The 23,279-nt window shown below is 33.0% G+C and carries 26 protein-coding genes; all 26 read right to left on the bottom strand.

Going from position 1 to position 23,279, the window contains the following annotated elements:
• Positions 1-9: 9 nt before the first annotated feature.
• On the bottom strand, positions 10-1,584 hold the full coding sequence (locus tag BMX60_RS00645; RefSeq protein WP_143055879.1) for a VWA domain-containing protein: 1,575 nt from the start codon (positions 1,582-1,584) through the stop codon (positions 10-12).
• Between the two features lie 13 nt (positions 1,585-1,597).
• Positions 1,598-2,020 (bottom strand): hypothetical protein, encoded by a 423-nt coding sequence (locus BMX60_RS00650; protein WP_091347888.1) that lies wholly within the window; start codon positions 2,018-2,020, stop codon positions 1,598-1,600.
• Between the two features lie 94 nt (positions 2,021-2,114).
• Positions 2,115-2,579, bottom strand: a complete 465-nt coding sequence (locus BMX60_RS00655; protein WP_091347891.1) for a prepilin-type N-terminal cleavage/methylation domain-containing protein — start codon at positions 2,577-2,579, stop codon at positions 2,115-2,117.
• An 86-nt stretch (positions 2,580-2,665) separates the two neighbouring features.
• On the bottom strand, positions 2,666-3,397 hold the full coding sequence (locus BMX60_RS00660; RefSeq protein ID WP_091347894.1) for a prepilin peptidase: 732 nt from the start codon (positions 3,395-3,397) through the stop codon (positions 2,666-2,668).
• Positions 3,398-3,407: 10 nt separating this feature from the next.
• Positions 3,408-3,941: a type 4a pilus biogenesis protein PilO gene (pilO, locus tag BMX60_RS00665; RefSeq protein ID WP_177159625.1), complete on the bottom strand. Its 534-nt coding sequence runs from the start codon at positions 3,939-3,941 to the stop codon at positions 3,408-3,410.
• Entirely contained in the window at positions 3,938-4,471 is a 534-nt protein-coding gene (locus BMX60_RS00670) for a PilN domain-containing protein (protein WP_091347900.1), read from the bottom strand. Before BMX60_RS00670 ends, pilO begins: the two co-directional genes overlap by 4 nt.
• Positions 4,468-5,391 (bottom strand): pilus assembly protein PilM, encoded by a 924-nt coding sequence (gene pilM, locus BMX60_RS00675; protein ID WP_091347903.1) that lies wholly within the window; start codon positions 5,389-5,391, stop codon positions 4,468-4,470. The genes BMX60_RS00670 and pilM overlap by 4 nt, the downstream gene beginning before the upstream one ends.
• A 17-nt stretch (positions 5,392-5,408) precedes the next feature.
• On the bottom strand, positions 5,409-6,608 hold the full coding sequence (locus tag BMX60_RS00680) for a type II secretion system F family protein (RefSeq protein ID WP_091347905.1): 1,200 nt from the start codon (positions 6,606-6,608) through the stop codon (positions 5,409-5,411).
• Positions 6,609-6,613: 5 nt separating this feature from the next.
• Positions 6,614-7,642: a type IV pilus twitching motility protein PilT gene (locus BMX60_RS00685; protein WP_091347909.1), complete on the bottom strand. Its 1,029-nt coding sequence runs from the start codon at positions 7,640-7,642 to the stop codon at positions 6,614-6,616.
• On the bottom strand, positions 7,642-9,252 hold the full coding sequence (locus tag BMX60_RS00690; RefSeq protein ID WP_091347912.1) for a GspE/PulE family protein: 1,611 nt from the start codon (positions 9,250-9,252) through the stop codon (positions 7,642-7,644). The genes BMX60_RS00685 and BMX60_RS00690 overlap by 1 nt, the downstream gene beginning before the upstream one ends.
• A 110-nt stretch (positions 9,253-9,362) precedes the next feature.
• Complete coding sequence (locus tag BMX60_RS00695; protein WP_091347915.1) at positions 9,363-12,383, bottom strand: efflux RND transporter permease subunit; 3,021 nt, start codon at positions 12,381-12,383, stop codon at positions 9,363-9,365.
• Between the two features lie 57 nt (positions 12,384-12,440).
• A complete protein-coding gene (locus BMX60_RS00700) occupies positions 12,441-12,974 on the bottom strand; it encodes a shikimate kinase (RefSeq protein WP_091347918.1) in 534 nt (177 codons plus the stop codon).
• Complete coding sequence (locus BMX60_RS00705; RefSeq protein WP_091347921.1) at positions 12,937-13,197, bottom strand: late competence development ComFB family protein; 261 nt, start codon at positions 13,195-13,197, stop codon at positions 12,937-12,939. The genes BMX60_RS00700 and BMX60_RS00705 overlap by 38 nt, the downstream gene beginning before the upstream one ends.
• The gene (locus BMX60_RS00710) at positions 13,184-14,623 is read right to left on the bottom strand and encodes a CBS domain-containing protein (RefSeq protein WP_091347924.1); all 1,440 of its coding nucleotides are present in this window, start codon (positions 14,621-14,623) and stop codon (positions 13,184-13,186) included. Before BMX60_RS00710 ends, BMX60_RS00705 begins: the two co-directional genes overlap by 14 nt.
• Complete coding sequence (locus BMX60_RS00715) at positions 14,614-14,991, bottom strand: hypothetical protein (protein ID WP_091347927.1); 378 nt, start codon at positions 14,989-14,991, stop codon at positions 14,614-14,616. Before BMX60_RS00715 ends, BMX60_RS00710 begins: the two co-directional genes overlap by 10 nt.
• Complete coding sequence (locus BMX60_RS00720) at positions 14,988-15,428, bottom strand: prepilin-type N-terminal cleavage/methylation domain-containing protein (protein WP_091347930.1); 441 nt, start codon at positions 15,426-15,428, stop codon at positions 14,988-14,990. Before BMX60_RS00720 ends, BMX60_RS00715 begins: the two co-directional genes overlap by 4 nt.
• A complete protein-coding gene (locus tag BMX60_RS00725) occupies positions 15,415-15,786 on the bottom strand; it encodes a hypothetical protein (protein WP_091347932.1) in 372 nt (123 codons plus the stop codon). The genes BMX60_RS00720 and BMX60_RS00725 overlap by 14 nt, the downstream gene beginning before the upstream one ends.
• The gene (locus tag BMX60_RS00730; RefSeq protein ID WP_091347934.1) at positions 15,779-16,225 is read right to left on the bottom strand and encodes a prepilin-type N-terminal cleavage/methylation domain-containing protein; all 447 of its coding nucleotides are present in this window, start codon (positions 16,223-16,225) and stop codon (positions 15,779-15,781) included. Before BMX60_RS00730 ends, BMX60_RS00725 begins: the two co-directional genes overlap by 8 nt.
• Positions 16,226-16,233: 8 nt before the next feature.
• A complete protein-coding gene (locus BMX60_RS00735; protein ID WP_143055880.1) occupies positions 16,234-17,205 on the bottom strand; it encodes a type II secretion system F family protein in 972 nt (323 codons plus the stop codon).
• Positions 17,206-17,228: 23 nt separating this feature from the next.
• Positions 17,229-18,275: a GspE/PulE family protein gene (locus BMX60_RS00740; protein ID WP_177159626.1), complete on the bottom strand. Its 1,047-nt coding sequence runs from the start codon at positions 18,273-18,275 to the stop codon at positions 17,229-17,231.
• Positions 18,276-18,364: 89 nt separating this feature from the next.
• On the bottom strand, positions 18,365-19,117 hold the full coding sequence (locus BMX60_RS00745) for a shikimate dehydrogenase family protein (protein ID WP_091347941.1): 753 nt from the start codon (positions 19,115-19,117) through the stop codon (positions 18,365-18,367).
• A 128-nt stretch (positions 19,118-19,245) separates the two neighbouring features.
• A complete protein-coding gene (locus tag BMX60_RS00750) occupies positions 19,246-20,043 on the bottom strand; it encodes a DUF3800 domain-containing protein (protein ID WP_091347944.1) in 798 nt (265 codons plus the stop codon).
• Positions 20,044-20,207: 164 nt separating this feature from the next.
• Entirely contained in the window at positions 20,208-20,438 is a 231-nt protein-coding gene (locus BMX60_RS00755) for a hypothetical protein (RefSeq protein WP_091347946.1), read from the bottom strand.
• Positions 20,439-20,499: 61 nt separating this feature from the next.
• The gene (locus BMX60_RS00760) at positions 20,500-21,024 is read right to left on the bottom strand and encodes a YqeG family HAD IIIA-type phosphatase (RefSeq protein WP_341422578.1); all 525 of its coding nucleotides are present in this window, start codon (positions 21,022-21,024) and stop codon (positions 20,500-20,502) included.
• A 37-nt stretch (positions 21,025-21,061) separates the two neighbouring features.
• Positions 21,062-21,742, bottom strand: a complete 681-nt coding sequence (gene sigK, locus BMX60_RS00765; protein ID WP_091347948.1) for an RNA polymerase sporulation sigma factor SigK — start codon at positions 21,740-21,742, stop codon at positions 21,062-21,064.
• A gap of 80 nt (positions 21,743-21,822) precedes the next feature.
• The gene (locus BMX60_RS00770) at positions 21,823-23,238 is read right to left on the bottom strand and encodes a peptidoglycan D,D-transpeptidase FtsI family protein (protein WP_091347951.1); all 1,416 of its coding nucleotides are present in this window, start codon (positions 23,236-23,238) and stop codon (positions 21,823-21,825) included.
• Positions 23,239-23,279 lie beyond the last annotated feature (41 nt).

Raw genomic sequence — 23,279 nt, forward strand, 5'->3', positions numbered from 1 at the left:
TCCCTCCATCTAAGGGCCAAAGATATGCCATTGTTCCCTGATAATAATATTGATAATTTCTTCAAAAACGACCTCTAATTCTATAGCATCACCGGCTTCATAATAACTGCCACCACATAGCTCTGCAATCCTTTTTGACCTATCAATTTCATTTCTTACTGCGGAAAAACCTATTACAAAGGTTTCTATATCTAAACCACCATTGACTATTAAATTTTCTGCAACATGTTCTACATATTTCATGTTGTTATCTACATTAATTTCTGGTTCTAACATCCCAGTCCCTATTATTTGATTACCATATATTTGAAATGGAACAATGTTCCAAAGTGGCTCACTTACCCAACCTGGGGAGTCAGTAAAACTATGATTATTACTAAAATTACTGGTAGATCTTACATATATTTGACCTCCAGACCGACTTCTACTATTAGTTACCCGTAAAAAGACATTTTCGTCAACATTGCCATCAGCTAAAAGAAAATGGTTAGGGTTTTGGAAATTTTGGGTACGGGTAGACCAATAATTGTTATAACCAGGCCACTGTCTAATTCTAACGGAATCATTTTGAGGTATTACACTGGAAAAAGTGGGATTACCATCAACCAGTAAAATCATGTAATTACTAATATTCCTGCCAGTATTTAGATGGTTAAAGTTCTTTAACTGATAATAAGCCCTTCTCATTCCGTCTCCTGTATTAGTTCCACCAAAGGCAATTAATCCATTTATTTGATTTATAAGGATTTGTTTTTGCTGAGGATCTGCTGGACGGTAGAAATTCCCTGGATTATTTGCTGAGGTTGAGAAGGGAATTAAACTAATATAAAGGTTTTCCATTGTAGAGAAATTTTCAATCAGTTTTTTTGCTTCTTCTTTTAAAATGTCTATCCGCCTGTTAGGATAATTGGCATTTCTACCCCACATATCCCAAGCCATACTTCCAGAGACATCAAGGACCATAGTGATAGCTACCAAATCTGTGGTTTCTTCAATTATATTAATTTCCGGTGTTGGTCGCTCATCGTCACGATATGCTATAACGGTAGCAAAGGAAAAATCATCACCTCTATCTACTACCTGCAAAGAATTTAAGGCTTCTAATTGGGTATTTATAACTACTTTTTGTTTTGGATTATTTTGTAAATATCCCTCTAATGTAAAGTTTATTAAATTCCCTTCCCCTTCCTCTTTTCGAAAATAGAGGTTGTAGATTATATTATCCTTTTTTTCAACAACTGGAATTTTAAAATGTTTGTATCTACCTGTGGTGCTATCCTTTGCCCAAAGGTAATGGACTATTTCGCTCCGATCTTCTCCTACAGTAAAATAACTCCAACCTTCCCTTAAATCATTATGATTAAAATTTTCTTCCTTTAAGGTAAAGATAGCTGTTGCATTTCTAACTTGACTATTTACTAATTGTGCAGCCCTTCTCATATCTGATTGTAAGTTAAATTCATCTAAGACTAAATTTTGAGATTTTAAAGTAAAGTTTATCGCCGGGTAAGCCATTAATAAGACTAAACTGAAAATCCCTATTGCTAGGATAAGTTCAATTAGGGTAAATCCTTTATTTTTCACACCTTTCACCCCCTTAATTTATCCATCGCTGATTTTCCGGATTCTCTTTTTCAAACTCCAGTATAACTTTATTTTCTATCCCGGTATTTTTATAACTACCTATCCCCTGAATTACAACCCAATCCCTGTTACCCCTCTTTATTTGCCATACTTCTACTACCACTTTACCATCGGCTAATTCTATGGTCTCTGGTCCTAATTTACCTAGATTGTCTAAGTTTTCCAACAACTGACCATTGTCAGCCCATAAAGCCTCATAAGCAATTTCTATTCCCGACCGGGCTAGGTAATGGGCTTTTAAATAATTTTCTTGATATTTTACCATCATAATATTGTTGGAGGTTATATTATATATAGATAAAGAGATAATTGCTATCACCAGCACCGCTATAATAACCAAAGGCAATGCCGCCCCTTTATCCTTTAAAAGATCCATCTAAATCACATCCCTTCTAAAATTAAATCTACTTACCAATAATGATAAGCACATTTAATTTTAGGGAAGGTTTGCCCTTCCCTAAGGTGTTTGGTTATTGTGCTGGACGTACTTCAACTTTAATGTTTACAGCTTGATTTGCATTTGTAACAGTATTACCGTCATCATCAAGACCTATTATTTCCCAATGTGTTTTACCTGTTTGTTGTGGTTCATTTAGTTCTACGAGTTTTTCAAGTTCAGATATACCTATATCATTATTTTCTCTATCCTTAGGTGCTCCTGTACTCCCCCATTTAGCATCATTACCATCAAATTCTATAGTCTTCCCAACAAACTCACTTAACGAAATATTCTCACTAGCTGCCAATAGCTTAATTGCATTTTCGATACTTTTTGCAGTAGCTTCATCGGCTCTTACCTTAGCCCTATCAGTGAAACCAGTTAACCTAGGAACTGCGATTAGAGCTAAAATTCCGATAATAGCGATTACGATAATTAGCTCCATTAAAGTAAAACCTTTTTTGTTGTTTAAGTGTTTGTAAAAAAATCTTAACATTTTACTCTTCCTCCTTTTGTTTTTTCTTTTCTCCTATTAATACTTTCGACCTATTTCCCTAAAATCCTGCTGGGCTTAATAATTTTTTAGAAAAATGAAAAGTATAAGAAAATGAGTCTTTCTCCTAAAAAGTATGCGACTATTGTACCTAAAGACAAATAGGGACCAAAGGGTATTGCTTTTTTTCTACTTTCTCCTTTAAGTAAAAGAAAGGTTCCTATTACTCCTCCTATAAAGAAGGCTAGTAAAACTGCTACAATCCCTTTAGCTATACCTAAATAAAGTCCTAATGTAAAGGCTAGCTTGATGTCACCTCCCCCCATACCCCCTTTTGAAACTACTGCTATTAGGAAAAAAGCAGTAAAGAACAGTATTGCAGAAAGGAAATGGCTATAAAGACCTTTGTATAACAGATAAGGGAAATAGGCTAGGATAAGGTATATATTGAATAGATCCGGAATTGTCATTGTCCGGAGATCTATTACAGTTATTGCAACTAATACCATAAACAAATTATAGTAGATAATACCTTCAATCCAACTTGTCGAAAAATTAAAGGTTATTAAGGCTAAAATACCTCCTAAAAGCTCTATTAAAGGGTAAATTGGCGATATTTTTTCTCCACAATTAAAACAGCTACCCTTGGTCAAGAAATAACCTATAACAGGTATTAGGTAAAGGATGGGAATCCTTTTTTTACAGTTAGGACAACTGGAAGGGGGATAAATAATTGACTGCCCTTCAGGTATCCTATAGATACAAACATTTAGAAAACTTCCTATACAAGTTCCTAATAAAAATAAGAATAGATTATACATTTTTCCTCCCCTAGTAAAACTTCTCTCCGTAAACTCTTAATGTCAAATTTACAGAACCTAAGTTTTTGTCACCACTAAAATTATAATTTTCTATCTGAACAATCCTTTCATTTCCCTCAATCCCTTGTAGTAAATTATAAACAGAGTTATAGTCACCTCTAAATGTTAAATTTAACTGTAAATAACTAGGCTGACCGTTGACTATTTGCATCTGAATATTAGGTTCATCTATTCCATTAGCTTGGAAAATATTCTCTATCCACAAAAGAACTTCCGGTATATAACCTTCTTCCGGTAATCTTTTCCTTAAATCTTCTAGCTGATAATCCCCATAATTTGTTTTTAAGGAATTGTAACGGACTAAATGAAGGTTTAAATTACTTTCTTTCATCTCCAAAGTTTCTAATTTGCTTTGATACTCTTCTCTTTTGTTAAGGGTAGCCGTTATAACATAATTATAGAGAACATATACGACAATTAGAGAAAATAAGATCAGTAACATCTTTTTTTCCCTTTCATTTAATTTGTTCAAGATCTCTTTCATGGGCTTACCCTCCATCCTTCAATTTGGACACTAAAGAAATATTTATCATTAGAGTAGTTTAAACCTGATAAAGCTGGTCTCCCGCCAAACTCCCAATTATATAAATTATCGAGGAATGTAGAAATAACTGATAGATTTTCCCCTTCAGCTTGAATACTAATAACCATTTCTCTGATGTTAAATGATGTCAACTCAACTCCTACCGGCGTAGCCTCCTCTAAAGTATCTAAAATATAGGTAAAGTTTACAGAACTTTCCTCTAATTGTTCAATGTTTTTTACTAGGTTTTCTATAACTAATAAACTATTTAATTCAGTATCTACTGAAGCTAGTTTCTTTTGTAAAATCTCTATATTCCCTTCTTTTTCCCTTATTAAGGCTTTAGTTTCCCATATATCTATACTTACAGACAACACCCATAGCAAAAGGATAAAGACTAAAAGAACCGGTAAAAACAACTTAAAAAAACTTTGGGGACTAAATGAAGGTTTTGGGCGATATTCAACTGGCAATAAATTTATATTATTCATTTAGTATCCCTCCATTTAGTAAGCCCTTTGGCTATAACCGTCCTTTCTTGGATAACTTCAGGTTTTATATCGGTTAAATCTTTCAATATCTCCTTTAAACCATAAATATTATTGTTACCACCTATTAAATAAACTGAATGAAAATTGACATCATCTTGATTACCAAAGCGATATCTATAATAATCTAAAGAACGTTCTAATTCCCTTTGAAAATCGTAATTAATTCCTTTAAATAACATCGGTTCAATATTATTATTTATCCTTTCTACAGAAGCTTCCTTTGGTGAAATTCCTAAAGAGGCAGCGATTATTCTATCATAGTCTTCTCCGCCAATTTTAATAGTTCTAGTGAAATTGAAGATTCCATTTCGATAAATATGTATTTTAGTTGTCACTTTACCTACATCTATTATTAACTGATATCCAGAATCTTTCCCTTCTAGTAGTTCCCTTCCTAAAGCTATAGAAGGTAAATCTATTGCTACTAATTTTAATCCCGAATCATTTACCCCTTTAACATATGGCAAAATATCACTTCTTTTAAGGGCTATAAATAAAATTTCTGTTTTAGTTGCTCTTTTATCTAACTGAATAAAGTCAAAAATTCCTTCACCTTTAGGAAAGGGCATTATATCTTCCCCTTCTAATTTTAAAAACTCCCTAACCTCTTTTTCTGACATTGCTGGCAAAGTCATTTCTTTAACAAAAACACTAGGTCCGTTATAACTTACTACCGTTGGTCTTCCCTTTAACTTTTTTTCTAAAACAAAACTACTAAGGACTTTAACTAAATTAGAAAGGTTAATTATTTCTCCATTTTCAATGGTATTTTCAGGAGTCTCCAATTCATATACTAAATCTTTATAAGCAATTTTTATTAAACCACTACCGATATCTAAACCAAGGTAATTTTCTCTCAAAAAAAACCCCCCTTTTTTTACATATGTTGCATAATATCAAACATTGGCAACAACATTGCAATAACTATTAACCCTACCATCAAAGCGACAAAAACAATCATTATCGGTTCGATTAAAGAAGCTATTCTCTGGGTTGAATATTTAACATCTTCTTCATAAAAAACTCCTATCTTTTCTAGCATTTCATCTAAATTCCCTGTTTCCTCTCCAACGGATAACATTTGATGGGTTAGTGGATCTATAAACTTACTCCTACTAAACTCTTGGGATAAAGTGCCACCTTCTTGAATACCAACTAAAGCATCAAGGATTTCTTCACCAAAATAAGTGTTTTCTACAGCCTTTGCCACCAATTGCAATGAAGTCACAATACCAGTATTACTCTTGGTTAACACACCTAAGGTTCTACAAAACCTAGCTACAGCAATTTTTTTCAGAAGGTTTCCAAATAAAGGAATTTGAGTTTTCTTATAATCCCACCAAAGCCTCACTTGCTCTTTCTTTAATAAGAAATTAATACCAGTATAAATAGCAAAAACAACTATTAATAATAATATGATATTTTTTGATACAAATTCCGATAAATTGATTAACATCATCGTTATTTTAGGAAGTTTATCTCCAGCTCCTAAATCCTCAAACATTGCCACAAAGTTTGGAACAATAAAAATCAACATTAAAACCATTGCTATTAAAGAAAATCCCGCAATAAACCCTGGATAAGTAAATGCTGATTTAACCTTTTCCTTTAGTTCCCTTTCTCCTTCAAAATAAAGGGCCAGCCGTTTTAACACTTCATCCAATACTCCCCCTGTTTCCCCGGCTTCAACTAAACTTATAAAAATTTGGGGGAAAATATACTGTTTTTTTACACTTTCTGTTAAAGTTGAACCATTTTCTAATTCTTTTACAATATCTATTAAAGCAGTTTTTAAAACTTTATTAGTTGTTTGCTCTGAAATAATATCTAAAGCTTTAGTTATAGTAATACCTGCTTTTACCATTGTCGATAATTGATTACACAATAATGATAAATCCTTAGGGGAAACATTTTTTCTTACAAAAGTAATACTCCTTTGTATCCTCGCCCTCTTTAAGTGTAAGACGTAGAGTTTTTGTTCCCTAAGTAAATATAAAGCTCTTTTTTGATCTTCTGCCTCAATTTGCCCTTTAACAGTTTCCCCCGCTAAGTTTTTAGCTATATATTGAAACTGCACATCGATCACCTACTAACTTCACAGTATTCTCTAAAGGTTTCTTCACTGATTATACCGGCAATTTTTAAATTCTTTAATGATTGTTCCATAGAAATCATCCCCAATTTAGACCCCGTTTCAATAACTGAATTCAATTGATAAGTTTTATTTTCCCTAATTAAATTCTGTACTGCAGTATTGGCTTTCAACACCTCTACTGCCACCGTCCTCTTACCATCTATAGTGGGTAGAAGTTGTTGGGCTACTACCCCTTGTAAAGTTTCTGCCAGTTGAGTTCTAATTTGATTTTGTTGTGTTCCTGGAAAAACATCGATTATCCTATCGATTGTTTTAGCGGCACTTACTGTATGTAAAGTAGCAAAAACCAAATGCCCTGTCTCAGCAGCAGTAATAGCAGTTTGAATTGTTTCAAAATCCCGCATTTCACCAACTAAAATCACATCGGGGTCTTGCCTCATAGCTGCCTTTAACCCTTCATTAAAACTAGAGGTATCTTTACCGATCTCCCTCTGATTAACAATGGCCCTTTTATTGCTATGGATAAACTCTATAGGATCTTCTAAGGTAATTATATGGCAAGGCTTTTCAGTGTTGATAATATCTAAAAGGGCAGCTAATGTAGTAGATTTACCACTTCCCGTCGGTCCTGTAACCAACACCAAACCTTTTTTCAGTTTAGTGAAACTTAGTATAGAATCAGGAAGACCTAAGGTCCTCCAAGATGGAATAGTATTAGGGATAATTCTAGCAACTATAGAAAAATAACCCCTTTGTTTAAAGACATTGACCCTAAAGCGATTAACACCGGGAAGTTCAAAGGAAAAATCCCTTTCAGTAAAGTTTTTTAAATCCCCTTTATACCCAGATTTTTCTAATAAAGTAGTAGCATATTCTTCCAAAACTTCAGGGGTTAAAAGTTCTGGACTTACAATATGAAGTTTTCCATTTATTCTATAAATAACAGGGCTATTGATAGTTAGATGAATATCCGATGCTTCAAATTTTGCAGCATTGGTAAAAATTTTAAAGATCATTAAAAATCCTCCCCATAGGCAACCTTCAGTACTTCCTCTTCTGTGGTTACCCCTTGTTTAACTTTGACTAGACCATCCTGATAAAGGGTTATCATCCCTTTACTTATAGCTAAATCCTTTAGTTGTTTACTACTAGCCCCTGCCATTACCCCTTTTCTGATTTCATCATCTAATACTAAAACTTCATGGATAGCAGCCCTACCTTTATATCCTGTATTGTTACATTGACCGCAACCAGTTCCCCTACAAGAAGAACAGATTTTTCTAACTAAACGCTGAGCCATTACTCCATTGATTGCCGAAGCCACTAAAAATGGTGGTAACCCCATATCTACTAAGCGGTTCAGCGCTCCTGGGGCGTCATTGGTATGGAGGGTAGAAAGTACCATATGGCCAGTTAGGGCAGCCCTTATAGCAATTTCAGCGGTTTCTTTATCCCTTATTTCCCCTACCATGACAATATCCGGATCTTGTCTCAAAATAGAACGGAGTCCTTCTGCAAAATTGAGACCTATTTTAGGCATTACATTAACTTGATTTATTCCTTCTAGGCGATACTCCACCGGATCTTCTATAGTAACAATATTTTTTTCCCGGGAATTGAAATGGCTAAGAAGAGAGTAAAGGGTAGTAGTTTTTCCACAGCCCGTTGGTCCAGTAACTAAAAATATACCATTAGGTTTAGCTATTATCTCTTTAAATTTAGTAAAGTTCCCTTCCTCCATCCCCAATTTATTTATATCTAAAATTAAAGAAGAGGTGTCTAGGATCCTCAAAACCATTTTTTCTCCATAAATGGTTGGTAAAGTAGAAACCCTGACATCTACTTCTCTACCGTTAATAGTTGTTTGAAAGCGATTGTCTTGAGGAAGCCTTCTTTCTGCGATATCCATATTGGCCATAATCTTTAACCTAGAGACAATAACTGCATGGGTATGTTTTGGGGATTTCATAATATCGTGGAGTATTCCATCTATTCTAAACCTGATGACTAACTTATCTTTGGCAGGTTCGATGTGAATATCACTAGCTCCATCTCTGATAGCTTGTTCAATGATGGAGTTAACTACCCGGACAATGGGAGCATCATCGACCATTTCCTTTAATTTTTCTATTGCTTCCATGTCCTTTTCAATATCTTTGTTTTCTTCTAGGTTTTTAATAACTTTATCTACCGATTCTTTAATTCCATAATGATGGTCTATTGCCCTTTGGATTTCGTCGGGGGTAGCTATTACCGGTTCAATTTCAAAGCCAGTTGTTCTGGATATTTCATCGATAGCCACCACATCTAAGGGGTCGACCATAGCTAAAGTCAACCTATTTCCTTGTAATTTTAGGGGTACTACTGAAAACCTTTTTGCCGTATCAGCATTTATTAAGTTAATAACTTTTTCATCTAAAGCAAATTTATATAAATTTACATGGGGGATTCCTAACTGAAATTCCAAAACCTCTATAAGTTGGTCATAGGTAAGAAGGCCTAACTGGACTAAGGCATCCCCTAATCTCTTACCATTTTGTTTTTGATAATTTAGAGCTTCTGATAACTGTTCCCCTGTTATTATCCCGTTTTCTACCAATAAATCCCCAAGTCTTTTCCTTTTCATCTCTCTCTCCCTTTCTCCCATAGGACTTAAGTACCGTATATATCATGATATAATTTTAGCAGTAACTAAGAAAAAAATAAATAGGTAGAAGAGGAAAATGTTGTAATTTTTTAAAATTTATCTTTTGTTGATAGATAGTAATAAATAACAGGAAGGACAAATAGGGTAAGAAAGGTGGAAATTAATAAACCACCAATTACCACTATAGCCATAGGAGCTTGCATCTCTGCCCCATCACCTAGCCCTAGTGCTAAAGGTATAAGGGCTAAAATAGTTGTTAGAGCTGTCATTAAAATAGGTCTTAAACGGACAGAGCCTCCCTTTATTATTGCCTCCTCTTTTTTAAATCCTTGCTCCCTTAATTTATTTATATAGTCTACCAAGACAATTCCATTATTAACTACTATCCCTGTCAACACGATAATTCCGATAAAAGCTGTAATCCCTAGAGCTTTACCGGTGAGGACTAAGCCTCCTATTACCCCAATCCCAGCAAAGGGAATAGTAAAGATAATTATAAAGGGATTTAAAAGGGATTCGAACTGGGCAGCCATTATCATGTAAACTAAAAATAAAGCTAAAATAAAGGCTAAATTCAGTCCTTGAAACCCTTCCTCCATCAACTGTGAAGCACCTCCATAAGTTGTACTATACCCTTCTGGTAAATTTAGGTCAGAAATAACTTTATCTACCTCTTTTTGGATTGTACCTAAATCTCCTTTGGTAATTTTCCCTTGGATAATAGAGGTTACTTGACCATTTTCCCGATAAATTGTCCTTGGACCATAAGCCTCCCTTATTTCCGCTACCTCTCCTAAAGCAACTCTGCCCCCCATGGGAGTAGTTAATTGGAGGTTTTTTAAGTTATCAAAATCTTCCACACTTACTTTCTTTCCTTCTTCTTTTTCTTTATTGTAAACCAACTTGATTGCAACCCTTTTACCATCTTCATAGAGATAACCAATCCTTTCCCCTGCCAACTGAGTTTTAATGTTTTGTGCTATAGAAGCAGTTGTTAACTGATAAAGGGCTTGCTTGTTTCGATCTAAAAGTACTTGTACCTCTGGTTTAACTCCTTCAATATTACTCCTTATTTCTTCTAAATTTTCCACTTTTTCTAATGCCTTCATAATATCTTCAGTCAGCTTTTGAACCCCTTCTAAGTTAGGACCATGGATAATCATCTGTAATTCACTACTTCCCATCATATCCCTAAATTCATTTTGTTGGGCAAAGGTTAAAGTCCCATTTATATCCGTTAAATTTTCCCTAATTTTACTAATAAACTCTTTCGTAGCACCCCTCTCCTTTAAAAGAACACTAATTTCCGCCCTATCTGTCCTTGGTATACCCGTTATTCCCCCTCTAGAACCTACCCTTGTTGATATAACTTCAATCTCTTCATATTCTTCCAATATCCTTTCAATCTTTTTAGCCTCCTCATTAGTTATATCTAAATTTGTCCCCTCTTCCATGGTTAAATTGATTATAAAACTGCCTTCATCAATTTCCGGAATAAATTCACGGCCTAATTTAGGATATTGGGATAAGGCTAGAATAAAAATAGCAACTGTTAAAAATAACGTAATACCTTTATATGTCATAGGATAAGAAAGTAGAACTTGGTAAATTCCCCAAACTCTAAATTGGGGAATTTTCCTCTGATACTTTAACAAAAGGAAAGATAGCATAGGAATTACTGTCAAAGCAACTAAAAGGGAAGCCAACAAGGAAAAACTGACAGTTAAAGCTAATTCCCCGAATAATTCACCTGTTAGACCACCAACAAAAACCACTGGTAAGAATACCACCATAGTGGTGAAAGTAGAAGCTGTAATAGCCATTGCAACTTCATCTACCCCCTTCTTAGTAGCCTCAGACAATTCCTCCCCTTGTTGAAGATGGCGATAAATATTCTCTATTACCACAATAGAATTATCTACCAACATACCAACACCTAATGCTAATCCCCCTAAAGTCATAAGGTTTAATGTTAACCCTGTAAAATACATCAAAATAAAGGTAGATATTAAAGAAAAGGGTATAGATATGGTTATAACAATGGTACTTAATATACTCTTTAAAAAAACTAAAAGAATTATCAAAGCTAAAAAGGCACCTATAATTAAGTTCTGGACTATTCCATTAATGGATTTTTGAACTATTTCTCCTTGATTTAAAGTTACAGTAAAATTGTAGTCCCCTGCCTTTTCCATTTTATTTATCATTTCCAAAACCCTTTGGGTTACCTGAACTAAATTACTGTCCCCTTCCCTTTGGATAGTGATATTAATTCCATCTAATCCATTGGTTCTACTTAAACTATCTAAAGGTCCATATGTTTCTTCAATTTCAACTACATCTTTTAAGTAAATAGGTATTAATACTTCCCCCCATTCCATCCCTACCACAATATTTTCCAAGTCTTCTAAGTTTCTAAATTTCCCCATTACCCTAACAGGCAATATTTTATCTCCTTTACTGACTTTATGGGCTGGTAAGTTGAAATTATTTAAATTAATCAAACCAGCCAAAACTTTAGAGTTTAAACCGTATTTTTGTAATTTTTCCTCATCGATAATGAAATTGATTTCCTTTTCCGGACCACCTGTTACTTCCACCGATGCTACCCCGGGAATGGAATCTAGTTTAGGTGCAACTTCCTTTTCTACATATCTTTGTAGTTCCCTTAAAGGTTTTTCTCCTGTTACTGTTATTTGTAAAACCGGCATCCTTGTAGGGTCAAATTTAACTACCATAGGTTTTGATGCATCATCGGGTAGTTGTAGAAATTCTAATCTGTCTTTAATTTCTTCTCTAACAGCATCTAAATTTACTCCCCAATTAAATTCCAAAATTATGATAGAAGTTCCTTCAGCAGATCTAGAGGAAATTTTTTTAAGGCCACTGGCAGTACCTACTACCTGCTCTAAAGGTTCTGTGATTAAAGTTGCCACTTCGCCAGGGGCAGCATTGGGCAAACTGGTAATTACCCCTAAGATAGGGGGAGAAATTTTAGGCAAAAGATCCATCTGTAAATTAGTTAAAGATACTAAACCTAATAGCAAGACAAAGGCCATTAACATTAAAATTGCCACCGGTCTTTTTATAGCTAAGGAACCAAAGGTCATCTCTGAACCCCTCCTAATACAAAAATTAAAGTCTTCTCCTTAGATTTAGGAAAAGACTTAGTCTAAATTTAGTATTTCCAGAAGTTCAGCGATTATCCTTGGTAAATCTCTATCAGAATTTACTGTGATATCTCCATATCTCTGGTAAAGGACTTCCCTTCTTCCAAAAAATTCTTGTATGTAAAGGATATCTTTATTTTTTAATAAAGGTCGATCATTTTTTTCCAACCTAGATAAAAGGGTTTCTAGTGGACATTTTAACCAAACTATTTCCCCGAAACTTTTAAGGAGCTGCATATTGCTTTCCCTTTCCACAACTCCTCCCCCACAGTCAATTATCCCTTCCCCCTTTTCTACCACTTCTTTTATTATTCCACTTTCCAACTGTCTAAAGTATTCTTCTCCGTATCTTTCAAATATCTCGGGGATACTGATACCGGCTTTATCTTCCACCATTTGATCAATACTATATAGGGGCAGAGAGGTAGTCTGGGCTAATAATTTCCCTACAGTAGTTTTACCACTGCCACTAAAACCTATAAGTACTAACCTTTTAATGGCGGGGACTCCTTTTAACCTTTTCCATAGCATCAGTAATAGCCCCTAAGATATCCACTGCAGTTTGTGCATTGAAGGCTTGAGCTTTAGAAAAAATTTCCCCTTGCTGAGAAACTACGTATTTAGGTGGTAAATTATTTAAAGCAATAGCCATCATATCTAGTTTACATTGTTCACAATCACAGACACTGCTATTTTTCAAAAGCTCTTCCAGTTTTTCTCTAACTAATACTTCATTGTAATTAATTAATTTCATTTTTCTCCATCCTTCCCATTGGTTTTTCCTGTCTTTTACCAGTATATAGATCAACTTCTAATATCCTATTATACAAGGGATGCTGATTTTCTTCAAATACCGTTAACTTTGAACCTTCAACTTTATAGGTGACTTTGGCGTTTCTCCTAGTAAGGGCGGCGGATAAACCATCGATGATCTTAAACATTCTCAAAAGGGGAAGTAAATGGCTAGGAAATTCTTTAGGAAGCATATCTTCTGAGTGGTGATGATAGCGGATGATATTAACTATATCATCACTTTTACCATAAAATTTGCTGGCTAAATCAGCGCTCCGGGCTGCATGGTAAATACCTTCTTCAAAAACTTCTTCTGGTGAAACTTTATCCCCTATCTTTAAAGTTGGTTGAGATTTGCCTAAATCGTGGAATATTATAGCTTCTACTAAAGTATCTTTATCTATGCCTATTAACTTCATTAACCCCATCTCATTGAAATCTGCGGCAACTTTAAGGCAGTTAACTACATGGAGATAACCTCCACCTTCTATAATTTCTGTAATTGTAATTGTAGATGTTTCTGGATCATAGACATCCCGGTATTCTGGAGTGGTTTTTAATTTATATTCCACCTTTGAGTTAGGAAGGGTTAAAGCAAAGGCTTTATCTAATTCTTCTTTTGTTTTGGAAAGCTGGGTCTGTAAACTTTTAAAATTAGTTATATCGCTAAAGGTTTGTACCACCCCTTCAACGAAATCACTGCCATTTCTCTTTAAAGGAACATAATTAACTAAAAATACCCTACCATCTTGAAGTTTTGTTTCTACACCATACCGGGGCTCCCCTGTACTTATCACTAATTCAGTAATTGAAGGTTGTTTACTTAAATTAACAGCCTTTTTACCTATCCTATCCACAGCCCTTAAACCGGTCAGTTTTTCTGCTGCAGGGTTAAATTCTCTGATAATTAAATCCCTATCTACGACAATCAACCCTTCATTTAAAGATTCGATTATTTGCCTTGCCCTTTTTTCTTTAAAATTTTCTAATTGGATTTTCACTTGTTCCTTCATGTAATTTTTAATTACATCTTTATGACTTAAAACTCCTATAATTTTTTTATTATATGGTGATTCCAGTACCGGCATATAACTAATACCATATTTGACAAAGGTCTTCATACTGTTTTGTAAATCAGTATCAGGATAAACATAGTGGACTTTTTCTATAGGAATCATTACTTCCTTAACTTCTACCCTCAAGTTACCTTCCTTAATCACTACATCCTGGAGTACTGTGTGGGTTACCATTCCTACTAATTGTTGACCTTCTGTAACTACAAAGGCACAGGATTCCTTGCTATTTGACATTTCTCTAATGACATCTAGAAAATATTGATCCGGAGAAACCATTAAAAAAGTTTTTTTAAAGATATCCTTCACCAACATGTCCTTTCTCCTTTCGGTACATTTTCCAATCTATTGATGACATTACCTTTATTATCTAATGTAAGGTCGATAGTATAAACAGCCCATTCATTTTCTACAACGATAAAAATTTTATAATTATTTCCCTGTTTTTCCTTTGAAACATAATAATTTTTGCCATTAAATTCACCACAAAAAACCCCTAATTCTTCATAAATTATGTACTTTTCTTCTAAAGCTAAAGCAAAATTTCTCACACTGTTTTGATAATAAAATAAAGTATTGGCTTCTAACATTCTGTTTAATTGATAAAGGATGGCAGCTATGCTCATCAGTAAAAGAAAAAGAATTGATAATATTAAAATATTAATACTGCCTTTATGATTCACCATGGTACCACCAATCTGTAATGTTTAGAGTTTATTATAAATTCTACAACCAAGTTCTTTTCATTATAAGTAAAGTCCATAAATGTGATGTTTTCTATTACTATATAAACACTTCCATCCCTTCTCCAGTATAATGAGTTATTATTACTGACTTCTAATGTATATTCTTGAGAATTGTTAAACCTTTTGTAAATCAATTTCCTTCCCCGATTGCCGTTATTGGTAAACCTAACTGTACTTTTATCTATCATCCTTCCTTCCCGATAAAACAAATTTGTTATAGTTCTAATTCCATAACTCTGTTGACTTTCTTCAGCCAATCCAAACCATGTCTTATAACTTATAGAGATAGCAGTTAATAGTACTAATAAGATAATACCTATTAGTCCAACAGCTAAAAGGATTTCCAATAATGTATACCCTTTAATTTCCCCCATACTTATAGCCCTCCACCACCAGCTCCCTTTCTTTATTACCCCAAAAATACTTTAATACTACTTTAATTACATAAAAATCTTCTATTTTTTCCACTTCTACCCAGCCACTAATATATTCTCCATCATTAGTGAAGAATCCTGCTAAAGGGATGGTTTTTTCTAAATCTTCAAGATTTTCCCTCTTTATCTCCTCAATTAAATTATTTGCGTAAATTATCCCCTCTAGTTCTATCTGACTATATTTAACTCCTCCTAATGTAACTAAAACTGCACTCCCTACAATTATCGCCAAAGTTGCTGTAAGTAAAGCACCTAGGGAAACACTTAACAAAATTCCCCCACTATTTTCTTTAATCATCTAACATCACCTTTACCCTACCGGTTTTTATAGTAATAGTGATCCTTCTAATTTCTCCATATTTATTGCTTATTGTAATACTGCCAAATCTATCGACATAACCTAAATTACTAATGGTAAAACTTGAATGGACATTGGCAAAAATTCCTCTAATCTCATAATCATCAGGAAGCTTTTGTTCTAAAAGGATAAAATTCCCCCTATATACCAAATACCTTTTATTTTTAGAATCAACAAGGAAAACTAGTGTAACATTATTGGCTATGGCATATTCCTTAGCATAAATAATATCATTGGCTATCATGTGAATATATTGATCTAATAGAATCCTTTCATCCCTTCTTGTACTTAAAGAAATAGAAAGGGTAAAAAAAATTATAATAGTTGTAATCCCTAAGACCATTAGCAGTTCTAACAATGTAAAGCCCCTTTTATCCATAATTGACCTCACATTCTTTGAAATAACTGATAGATTGGTAAAAGCAGGGTAAAGACTACTATAAGTACCATTATACCTACACCTGAAATTATTAGCGGTTCAAATAATTTACTAAAGTATATTAGATGTTTATCCAGTAAACGTTTATAATAATTTTCTACCCTTGAGATTCCTAAGGATAAATCACCCCTTTCTTCTGCTATCTTGATGAAATTGACAACTGTCAAATTTTCAAAGGAAGTTTCTTCAAGGACTTGAAAAAAGGGTTTACCTGAATAGAGTTGAAAAGACAACTTATCTAAATCCCCTTCTAGTGATGTTCTAGGAAATTCCTTCATAATTTCTAAAGATTGAAAAAGGGGAGCACCCCTTTGTAGCAAATTAGCCAGGGTTTTATAAAATAAATACTTATCGACAAAAAAGAATAATTTTCCCATAAAAAGCAATTTATAAATTTTTTTCCTTTTATAAAGGATAAAATTGTAGAGTAATAGGGCAATAGTTAAGATAATCAACAAATAACCTAGATTAAATTTTAGAAAGACTCTTACTACTATGTTTTTTTCTATACCCAAAAGGGAATATATATTGACTACAGAAGGAATAACATATGTAAAGGTAAAAATCATAGTTAAAAAAGCGAAAAAAGTTAATATAAAGGGATAAATTAAACTGTGTATTATTTTACTTTTTAATGTATCTTTTTCTTCCAAAAGATTACACAAATCTAATAAAGCCTCTGGTAAAAAGTTTCCCTGTTCTGCAACCTTTAAAATTTGAGTAATGTATCTATCTTTAAAGCCTGCTATTTCTAATGATTGGGCAAAACTATAGCCTTCCTTAATACTAATTAAACAGTTATTATAAAAGTCGTTATTTTTATTAGATGTTATGATTTCTAAGGCTTGTCCAACGGGTAAATTTCCTTCTAAAAGATAATATAGATCCCATAAAAACTCTTTAATTTCTTTTCCTTTCAACCCTCTCACCCCATAAATTAAAGTCAGTCTAAAATCCGGTAAATCTCTTTCAAATCCGTTAAACCTTCTTTAACTTTTTCCTCTGCCGATTCCTTTAAAGTATCGTAGGTGTCCCAATTAAACTGTCTTTTACCTTGAATTATTTGGGCTTTTACACTTTCGGTGATAGGTAAAATCTCAAAGATTCCTGACCGCTTATAATATCCCGTTTTATTACAGAAACAATTCCCTTGGCAAAGACATTTTAATCTAAAAAGCCTTTGGGCAACGATTCCCTTTAATCCTTCTGCTAATAAATACCTTTCTATTCCCATATCCACTAAACGCAAGATTGCCGATTGACAATTTTCTGTGTGGAGTGTTGATAAAACAATATGACCCGTTAGGGAAGCCCTTACTGCAATTTCCGCCGTTTCTCTATCCCTTATTTCTCCAATTAAAATACCATCAGGGTCTTGCCGTAGCACTGCCCTAAGGGCATTGGGAAAAGTTAAGCCTATTTTAGGATCTATATTTATTTGAGTTACATCTTCTAACTGATATTCTACGGGGTCTTCAATTGTGATAAAGTTCTTTGTACTATCCTTTAAATAATTTAAAGCTGCATATAAAGTGGTGGTTTTACCACTACCGGTAGGCCCAACTACTAATATCATTCCACTTTTTAAGTTCAACATTTTTTCAAAGGCCTTTTGTTGTTTTTTGTTCATTCCTAAGTCTTTAAAAGTTTTTAAAGTAGGGTTTTCTTTAAAAAGTCGTAGTACCATCTTTTCACCATTTATTGTATTAACTGTGGAAATACGGATATCTATTTCATCATCTCCAACCCTATATTTAAAACTACCATCTTGTGGTAGTCGTCTTTGCGAAATATCTAATTTCCCTAAAACTTTTATACTACTAATTATCAGTAACCCTTCTTCCCGGGAAATAAATTCAATATTCTGTAGTAGACCATCAATTCTATATTTTAATCGATATCCACTTTTTTCAGGATGAAAGTGGATATCACTGGCATTATTGAGATATCCCTTTGTAATAATGTCCTTTACCTTTGTAGATATTTCCAAGCCAATCACCCCAAGATGCTAATCTCCTAGTTGATAAAATTCTACATTTTTCTAAATTTTCCTCTTTTATATGACAAAAAACATTCCTTTTATTTTGTGATAGCATGATAACCTGATTCTTTAATAGGCCTTTTACCAGTCCAAATATAAAAAGATTCTATTCCCTGTAAAACCAACAATTCTAAACCACTTATATACTGGCTAACTGGAAATTTAGGAGTTTTTTTATAGTTTGCATCAACTAATATGTTATCTTCTTTTCCCACCATAAATGGCTCTATATCTACATCTAAAGGTAAAGTATTAACAACTACTCCATTACTTAAATTTAATTTTTGAAATTGGGTAAAGGTCATACATTGGGCCAAGGGATATTTTTTTATTATTTCATTCCCATTATCGAGATTTCGGCAAACTACAGTAACTTCCTTTCCTTTTAAAGCATACAATGTAGTTTTAGCCATGTTTCCGCTTCCTAAAATATAATATTTACCTGAAAAATCTTTTTCTAATTCAGTAAAAATTGCCATCATCCCTAAGACATCGGTGTTATATCCAATCCACTGGTCTCCCTCTTTTTTTACTGTATTTACACTGCCAATTTCTTTAGCAACATCATCAATGATGTCTACATAGGGAATAATTTTATCTTTAAGTGGATATGTAACATTAAACCCTTTATAGATTTCTTTTAAATATTGGATTTTGTCCTTTAACTCTTCCCCTTTAATTTCTTCTCTACCGTATTGGGCAGGGATATTAAATTGTTGGAACCAGTAATTATGCATTTGTGGCGATAAGCTGTGATTTACAGGATTTCCTATAACACAATATTTCTCCATTTAAGTTACCTCCCTATTCTTACAAATTATTAAAATTAATATTAAATTTTCTGTTGACATTTATTATATGAAATGATAGTATAAAATTGAACCACTGAAAGTGCGAATGCATTGTAGGTGGTGTTTTTTTATTTTATATTTTTAGGATAATTTACTATACCAAATTCATTATCCGAGGTAGCTTTACAATTTAAACATTCTTTAATTATTTTCAAAAAATTGATTATATCATTCATATTAAGTATATTACTTACTCTATTTGCCCAATTATCATTTATAAATGTTTTAGAACTATATAAATAAACTATATAAGCTACTAAATCAGCAACTTGTAAAAAATAAGATTCCTTTGAATCTTTAGGCAAAGGATCCTCTATAAGAAGTTTTATTTCTTTATTTAAATAATATCCTGGAAAAATTTTAGAAGGTATAAGATTATATCTTTGTATTCTCCTTGAAGTCTTTCTCATTTTCCCAATTCTACCTTCGTCTGTAATAATAAGAAAGTTGGAATTACCTTTTTCACACAAATCATTTTCAATTCTTTGTATATTATAAGAGAAAGCAACATCTAAAACATCATAGTCATTTTTTAATATATTTGGTTTTACGATAACAACATTAATTATTTTTATATCTAGTTCAGCGATACATTTAAAATATTCTAAAAGTATATTCTTTTTTGTAGAAAAATCCCAATTATAATTCCTATAAGGATTTTTATCTGTTAAAAAATCTTTTGTATGAAATTCTAATTTCATAGGAAAATTATAATTCATTTTTAATTGTCTGCGAAAATTTACTAATAAATTGTAATTGTTTTTCCACGCTTTTACATCCATATAAATACTTGTTAAAACAAATAATTTTGATGAATATTTGGGAAATCCATCATCTCCACTTTCATCAAAATATGCTATATACATAAAATTCCCTCCCTATTAAAACAATCTTTTTAACTTACACAATTTTTACTAATATATAACTTTAATCATCATTTTCACACCTACCTCGAAAATTTATAAAATTATTTACAATTATATACCTTTTTAATAAAAAAGAAAATCCCCTTCTTAAATATAGGGGATTTTCACGTTTCAACTAATTCCTCTAATTGATCTTCTTCCCTTACAGGAGGGTCTATAAAATATAGGTTGATTTGTAAATGGTTGCCTACCCGTTTCAAACCAATATCACCTAATTTTAAATTTTTGATTTCCGGCTGTTCTCTTCGACCTTCTTGAACAGCTTCCTTTATGACTTGTAAAATATCAATATTATTCCACTCAACTTTTTTAAATACTGTAACTATTTTTTCCATAAAATAAAAAAGACACCTCCTTTTATTATAGTCTATGCAAAGGGGTGTCAATTTATTCACATTATGAGGGAATACGTCCTTTTTTTGCTAAATACCGTAAAACAATTTTTTCACATTGTCTAACAATTCTCGTGCCAATAAATTCTTTAGGATTTATTGGAATTACAAGGATTGTAAATAACCCAGTGCGATTCCCTCCAAGGACATCTGTAAAAATTTGATCACCTAAAACTGCAGTTTCTTCTTTTTTACTTCCAAGTATCTCAAGGGCTTTTTTAAAGGGACTTCTCCTAGGTTTTTGTGCCTTTGAAATAAAAGGCAACCCAACTTGTTTTGCAAAATGGGCTACTCTATTTTCACTATTATTGGATACTATCGCTACTTTAAAACCATGGTTCTTTAAGTTATCAAACCATTTAACTAGCTTGGCATCGGGATTTGGGTCATTCCAACCCACTAAGGTGTTATCTAAATCAGTTATAATGGCATTGATTCCTTTCTTTTTTAGTTTATCAACATCTAAATCGTAGATAGTATTTAAGTATAAATCTGGTGTCAATTTTTTAAAAATTGTTATGGTAACCACCTCCAACTAGTTAAATTATACCATACTTTTTTAAAATTTAAAGCTTTTTAAATTCCTTCAATAATTTTCTAATTGCTTTTTTCTCTATTCGGGATACATAAGAACGGGATATTTTCATCTGTTTAGCAATTTCCCTTTGGGTGTAATAATTTCCATCTAATAAACCGTACCGCCTGTCTATGACATACCTTTCTTTTGGAGTTAATTTATTTAAAAAGCTTTGCATTTTTTCTACATTCATATTTGTATTGATTTTTTCTGCAAAATCAATTTCTATTCCCAATATATCCATTAGTGTCAATTCATTACCTTCTTGATCGATACCTAAAGGTTCTTCTAATGACATATCATCTCTACTTTTTTTATTAGCCCTTATTTGCATCAATACTTCATTTTCAATACAGCGGGCTGCATAAGTAGCAAGTTTTATACCTTTATCTAAATCAAAGGTATCTATAGCCTTTATCAAACCAACTGTACCTATTGAAATTAGATCATCATTATCGATATTGGCATTATCATATTTTTTAATAATATGGGCCACTAACCTCAAATTATGTTCTATCAATTTTCTCCGGGCATTTTTATCGCCCTTTATCGTTCTTTCAAGATATTCCCTTTCCTCTTCCTCACTTAAAGGTTGTGGAAAAGAATTATTTTTTACATAAGAAACTAATAAAGCTAATTCCTTTAAAGCAATAAATAAACTTAAGAACATCCTTTCGCCCCCCTTAAAATAGTCTATAAGATCGAAAAAGCAGTTATTAATATATTATGTTAAGGGGGAAAGGATTGTTCCTAATTTAGATTAAAAATTGTCTCTATAATCCTTTTACTGACTTCAATGGTACTTTTGCCATAACCTTCTTCAATAAAAATAGTAACTACTAACTGAGGATTTTCAGCAGGAAAAAAACCTGTTAACCAACGGTTTTGATTATCTGCAGTACCGGTTTTTACCCCTCCAAATCCCTTCAGACCTTGGGCTGTGCCAAAAATCGTCGTTTTCCTCATCATCTCCTTTAACATAGAAACACTTTTTTCATCGATAATTCTAGGACCTAGATTTTTATAATCGGGAACTTTATGGGGATTTTTTCCTATATAATAAACAATTTGAGGTGTAATCTGATAACCACCATTAGCTATTATCCCAGTAAGTTTAGCGATCTGAATCGGTGTTACTTCTAATTCCCCTTGACCTAAAGCTAGTAGGGCACTACCCTTTTTACCTATTACAGTCTCCCTAGCTGGCAATCGTCCCCTTCCTTCATTGTCAAGGCCTATGCCAGTTTTTTCACCAAAGCCTAATTTTTGAGCAAAGGCTAGAATTTCATCGGCTCCAAACTCCAATACTAAATCATAAAATACTTGGTTACAAGATAGGGCAAAACCCTCCTCAAAGGTTACCTGACCATGGGAATATTTACATAAATCCTTACATATAAACTGCCTGTTAGGGTCAACTCCCTGCTCTAAAGCATAAAGTCCTATAACCTTTTTAAAAACTGAAGCTGGATGGTAGTTTCTGTGAATTTGAACCCCTTTATTTAAATGGCTGCCATCATCAATATTTTGGAAATTCATTGTAGGTCTACTAATCATAGCATATACTTGGCCATTATAGGGATTCATGACAATAACTGCTCCCCGTTCAATTAACTTTTCTCCATCGATAACATTTTCTAATCTTTCTTGTAAAACTGAACAAAGGGTAGTTACTAACGTATTTTCATTCTTTTTTCCATCGACCCTTCTTGGGTATGTATCATATAGTGGTCTATTACTACTATCCACTACCATGATGACCTTTCCTTCCCTTCCAGCCAACTCTCTATCATATTGCCTTTCTAGTCCCGATAATCCCTGTAAGCCTTTGACTTTATAGAAGGGAGCATACCCTACAGTTCCAATTAAATGTTGGGCAATTTGAGGATTTCGAATACTTTTTTCGATAATAAAAATTATTTCTTTATCCATTTCATTAGGATAAACAATAACCTCTTGTTTTTCTCTATCTGTTAACTTAAGGAGATTTCTATCTACGATATCTCCCCTGTTGCTGTTAAAAATATAAGTGTGTATTCTTTGATTTACACTTAAGAGGGCGTATTGGCGGTGTAAAAAAATGGCATAATAGCTTATTTTTGAAAAAAGTAAAGTTATTGCTAATATAAATCCTATAAAAATGAGTTTCAGCCGGGTATAATTCATAAAAACCCCCCTGTATTTATCTTTAACAAATACCAGGGGGG

This window comes from Anaerobranca gottschalkii DSM 13577 (genome assembly GCF_900111575.1).
Lineage (GTDB): Bacteria > Bacillota > Proteinivoracia > Proteinivoracales > Proteinivoracaceae > Anaerobranca > Anaerobranca gottschalkii.

What these genes read in the sequence shown, in the direction of transcription:
- BMX60_RS00650 (WP_091347888.1), bottom strand. Translation starts at nt 2,020, where the DNA reads ATGGATCTTTTAAAGGATAAAGGGGCGGCATTGCCTTTGGTTATTATA.
- BMX60_RS00655 (WP_091347891.1), bottom strand. Translation starts at nt 2,579, where the DNA reads ATGTTAAGATTTTTTTACAAACACTTAAACAACAAAAAAGGTTTTACT.
- BMX60_RS00660 (WP_091347894.1), bottom strand. Translation starts at nt 3,397, where the DNA reads ATGTATAATCTATTCTTATTTTTATTAGGAACTTGTATAGGAAGTTTT.
- pilO (WP_177159625.1), bottom strand. Translation starts at nt 3,941, where the DNA reads ATGAAAGAGATCTTGAACAAATTAAATGAAAGGGAAAAAAAGATGTTA.
- BMX60_RS00670 (WP_091347900.1), bottom strand. Translation starts at nt 4,471, where the DNA reads ATGAATAATATAAATTTATTGCCAGTTGAATATCGCCCAAAACCTTCA.
- BMX60_RS00685 (WP_091347909.1), bottom strand. Translation starts at nt 7,642, where the DNA reads ATGATCTTTAAAATTTTTACCAATGCTGCAAAATTTGAAGCATCGGAT.
- BMX60_RS00690 (WP_091347912.1), bottom strand. Translation starts at nt 9,252, where the DNA reads ATGAAAAGGAAAAGACTTGGGGATTTATTGGTAGAAAACGGGATAATA.
- BMX60_RS00695 (WP_091347915.1), bottom strand. Translation starts at nt 12,383, where the DNA reads ATGACCTTTGGTTCCTTAGCTATAAAAAGACCGGTGGCAATTTTAATG.
- BMX60_RS00700 (WP_091347918.1), bottom strand. Translation starts at nt 12,974, where the DNA reads ATGCTATGGAAAAGGTTAAAAGGAGTCCCCGCCATTAAAAGGTTAGTA.
- BMX60_RS00705 (WP_091347921.1), bottom strand. Translation starts at nt 13,197, where the DNA reads ATGAAATTAATTAATTACAATGAAGTATTAGTTAGAGAAAAACTGGAA.
- BMX60_RS00710 (WP_091347924.1), bottom strand. Translation starts at nt 14,623, where the DNA reads ATGTTGGTGAAGGATATCTTTAAAAAAACTTTTTTAATGGTTTCTCCG.
- BMX60_RS00720 (WP_091347930.1), bottom strand. Translation starts at nt 15,428, where the DNA reads ATGGGGGAAATTAAAGGGTATACATTATTGGAAATCCTTTTAGCTGTT.
- BMX60_RS00725 (WP_091347932.1), bottom strand. Translation starts at nt 15,786, where the DNA reads ATGATTAAAGAAAATAGTGGGGGAATTTTGTTAAGTGTTTCCCTAGGT.
- BMX60_RS00730 (WP_091347934.1), bottom strand. Translation starts at nt 16,225, where the DNA reads ATGGATAAAAGGGGCTTTACATTGTTAGAACTGCTAATGGTCTTAGGG.
- BMX60_RS00745 (WP_091347941.1), bottom strand. Translation starts at nt 19,117, where the DNA reads ATGGAGAAATATTGTGTTATAGGAAATCCTGTAAATCACAGCTTATCG.
- BMX60_RS00750 (WP_091347944.1), bottom strand. Translation starts at nt 20,043, where the DNA reads ATGTATATAGCATATTTTGATGAAAGTGGAGATGATGGATTTCCCAAA.
- BMX60_RS00755 (WP_091347946.1), bottom strand. Translation starts at nt 20,438, where the DNA reads ATGGAAAAAATAGTTACAGTATTTAAAAAAGTTGAGTGGAATAATATT.
- sigK (WP_091347948.1), bottom strand. Translation starts at nt 21,742, where the DNA reads ATGTTCTTAAGTTTATTTATTGCTTTAAAGGAATTAGCTTTATTAGTT.
- BMX60_RS00770 (WP_091347951.1), bottom strand. Translation starts at nt 23,238, where the DNA reads ATGAATTATACCCGGCTGAAACTCATTTTTATAGGATTTATATTAGCA.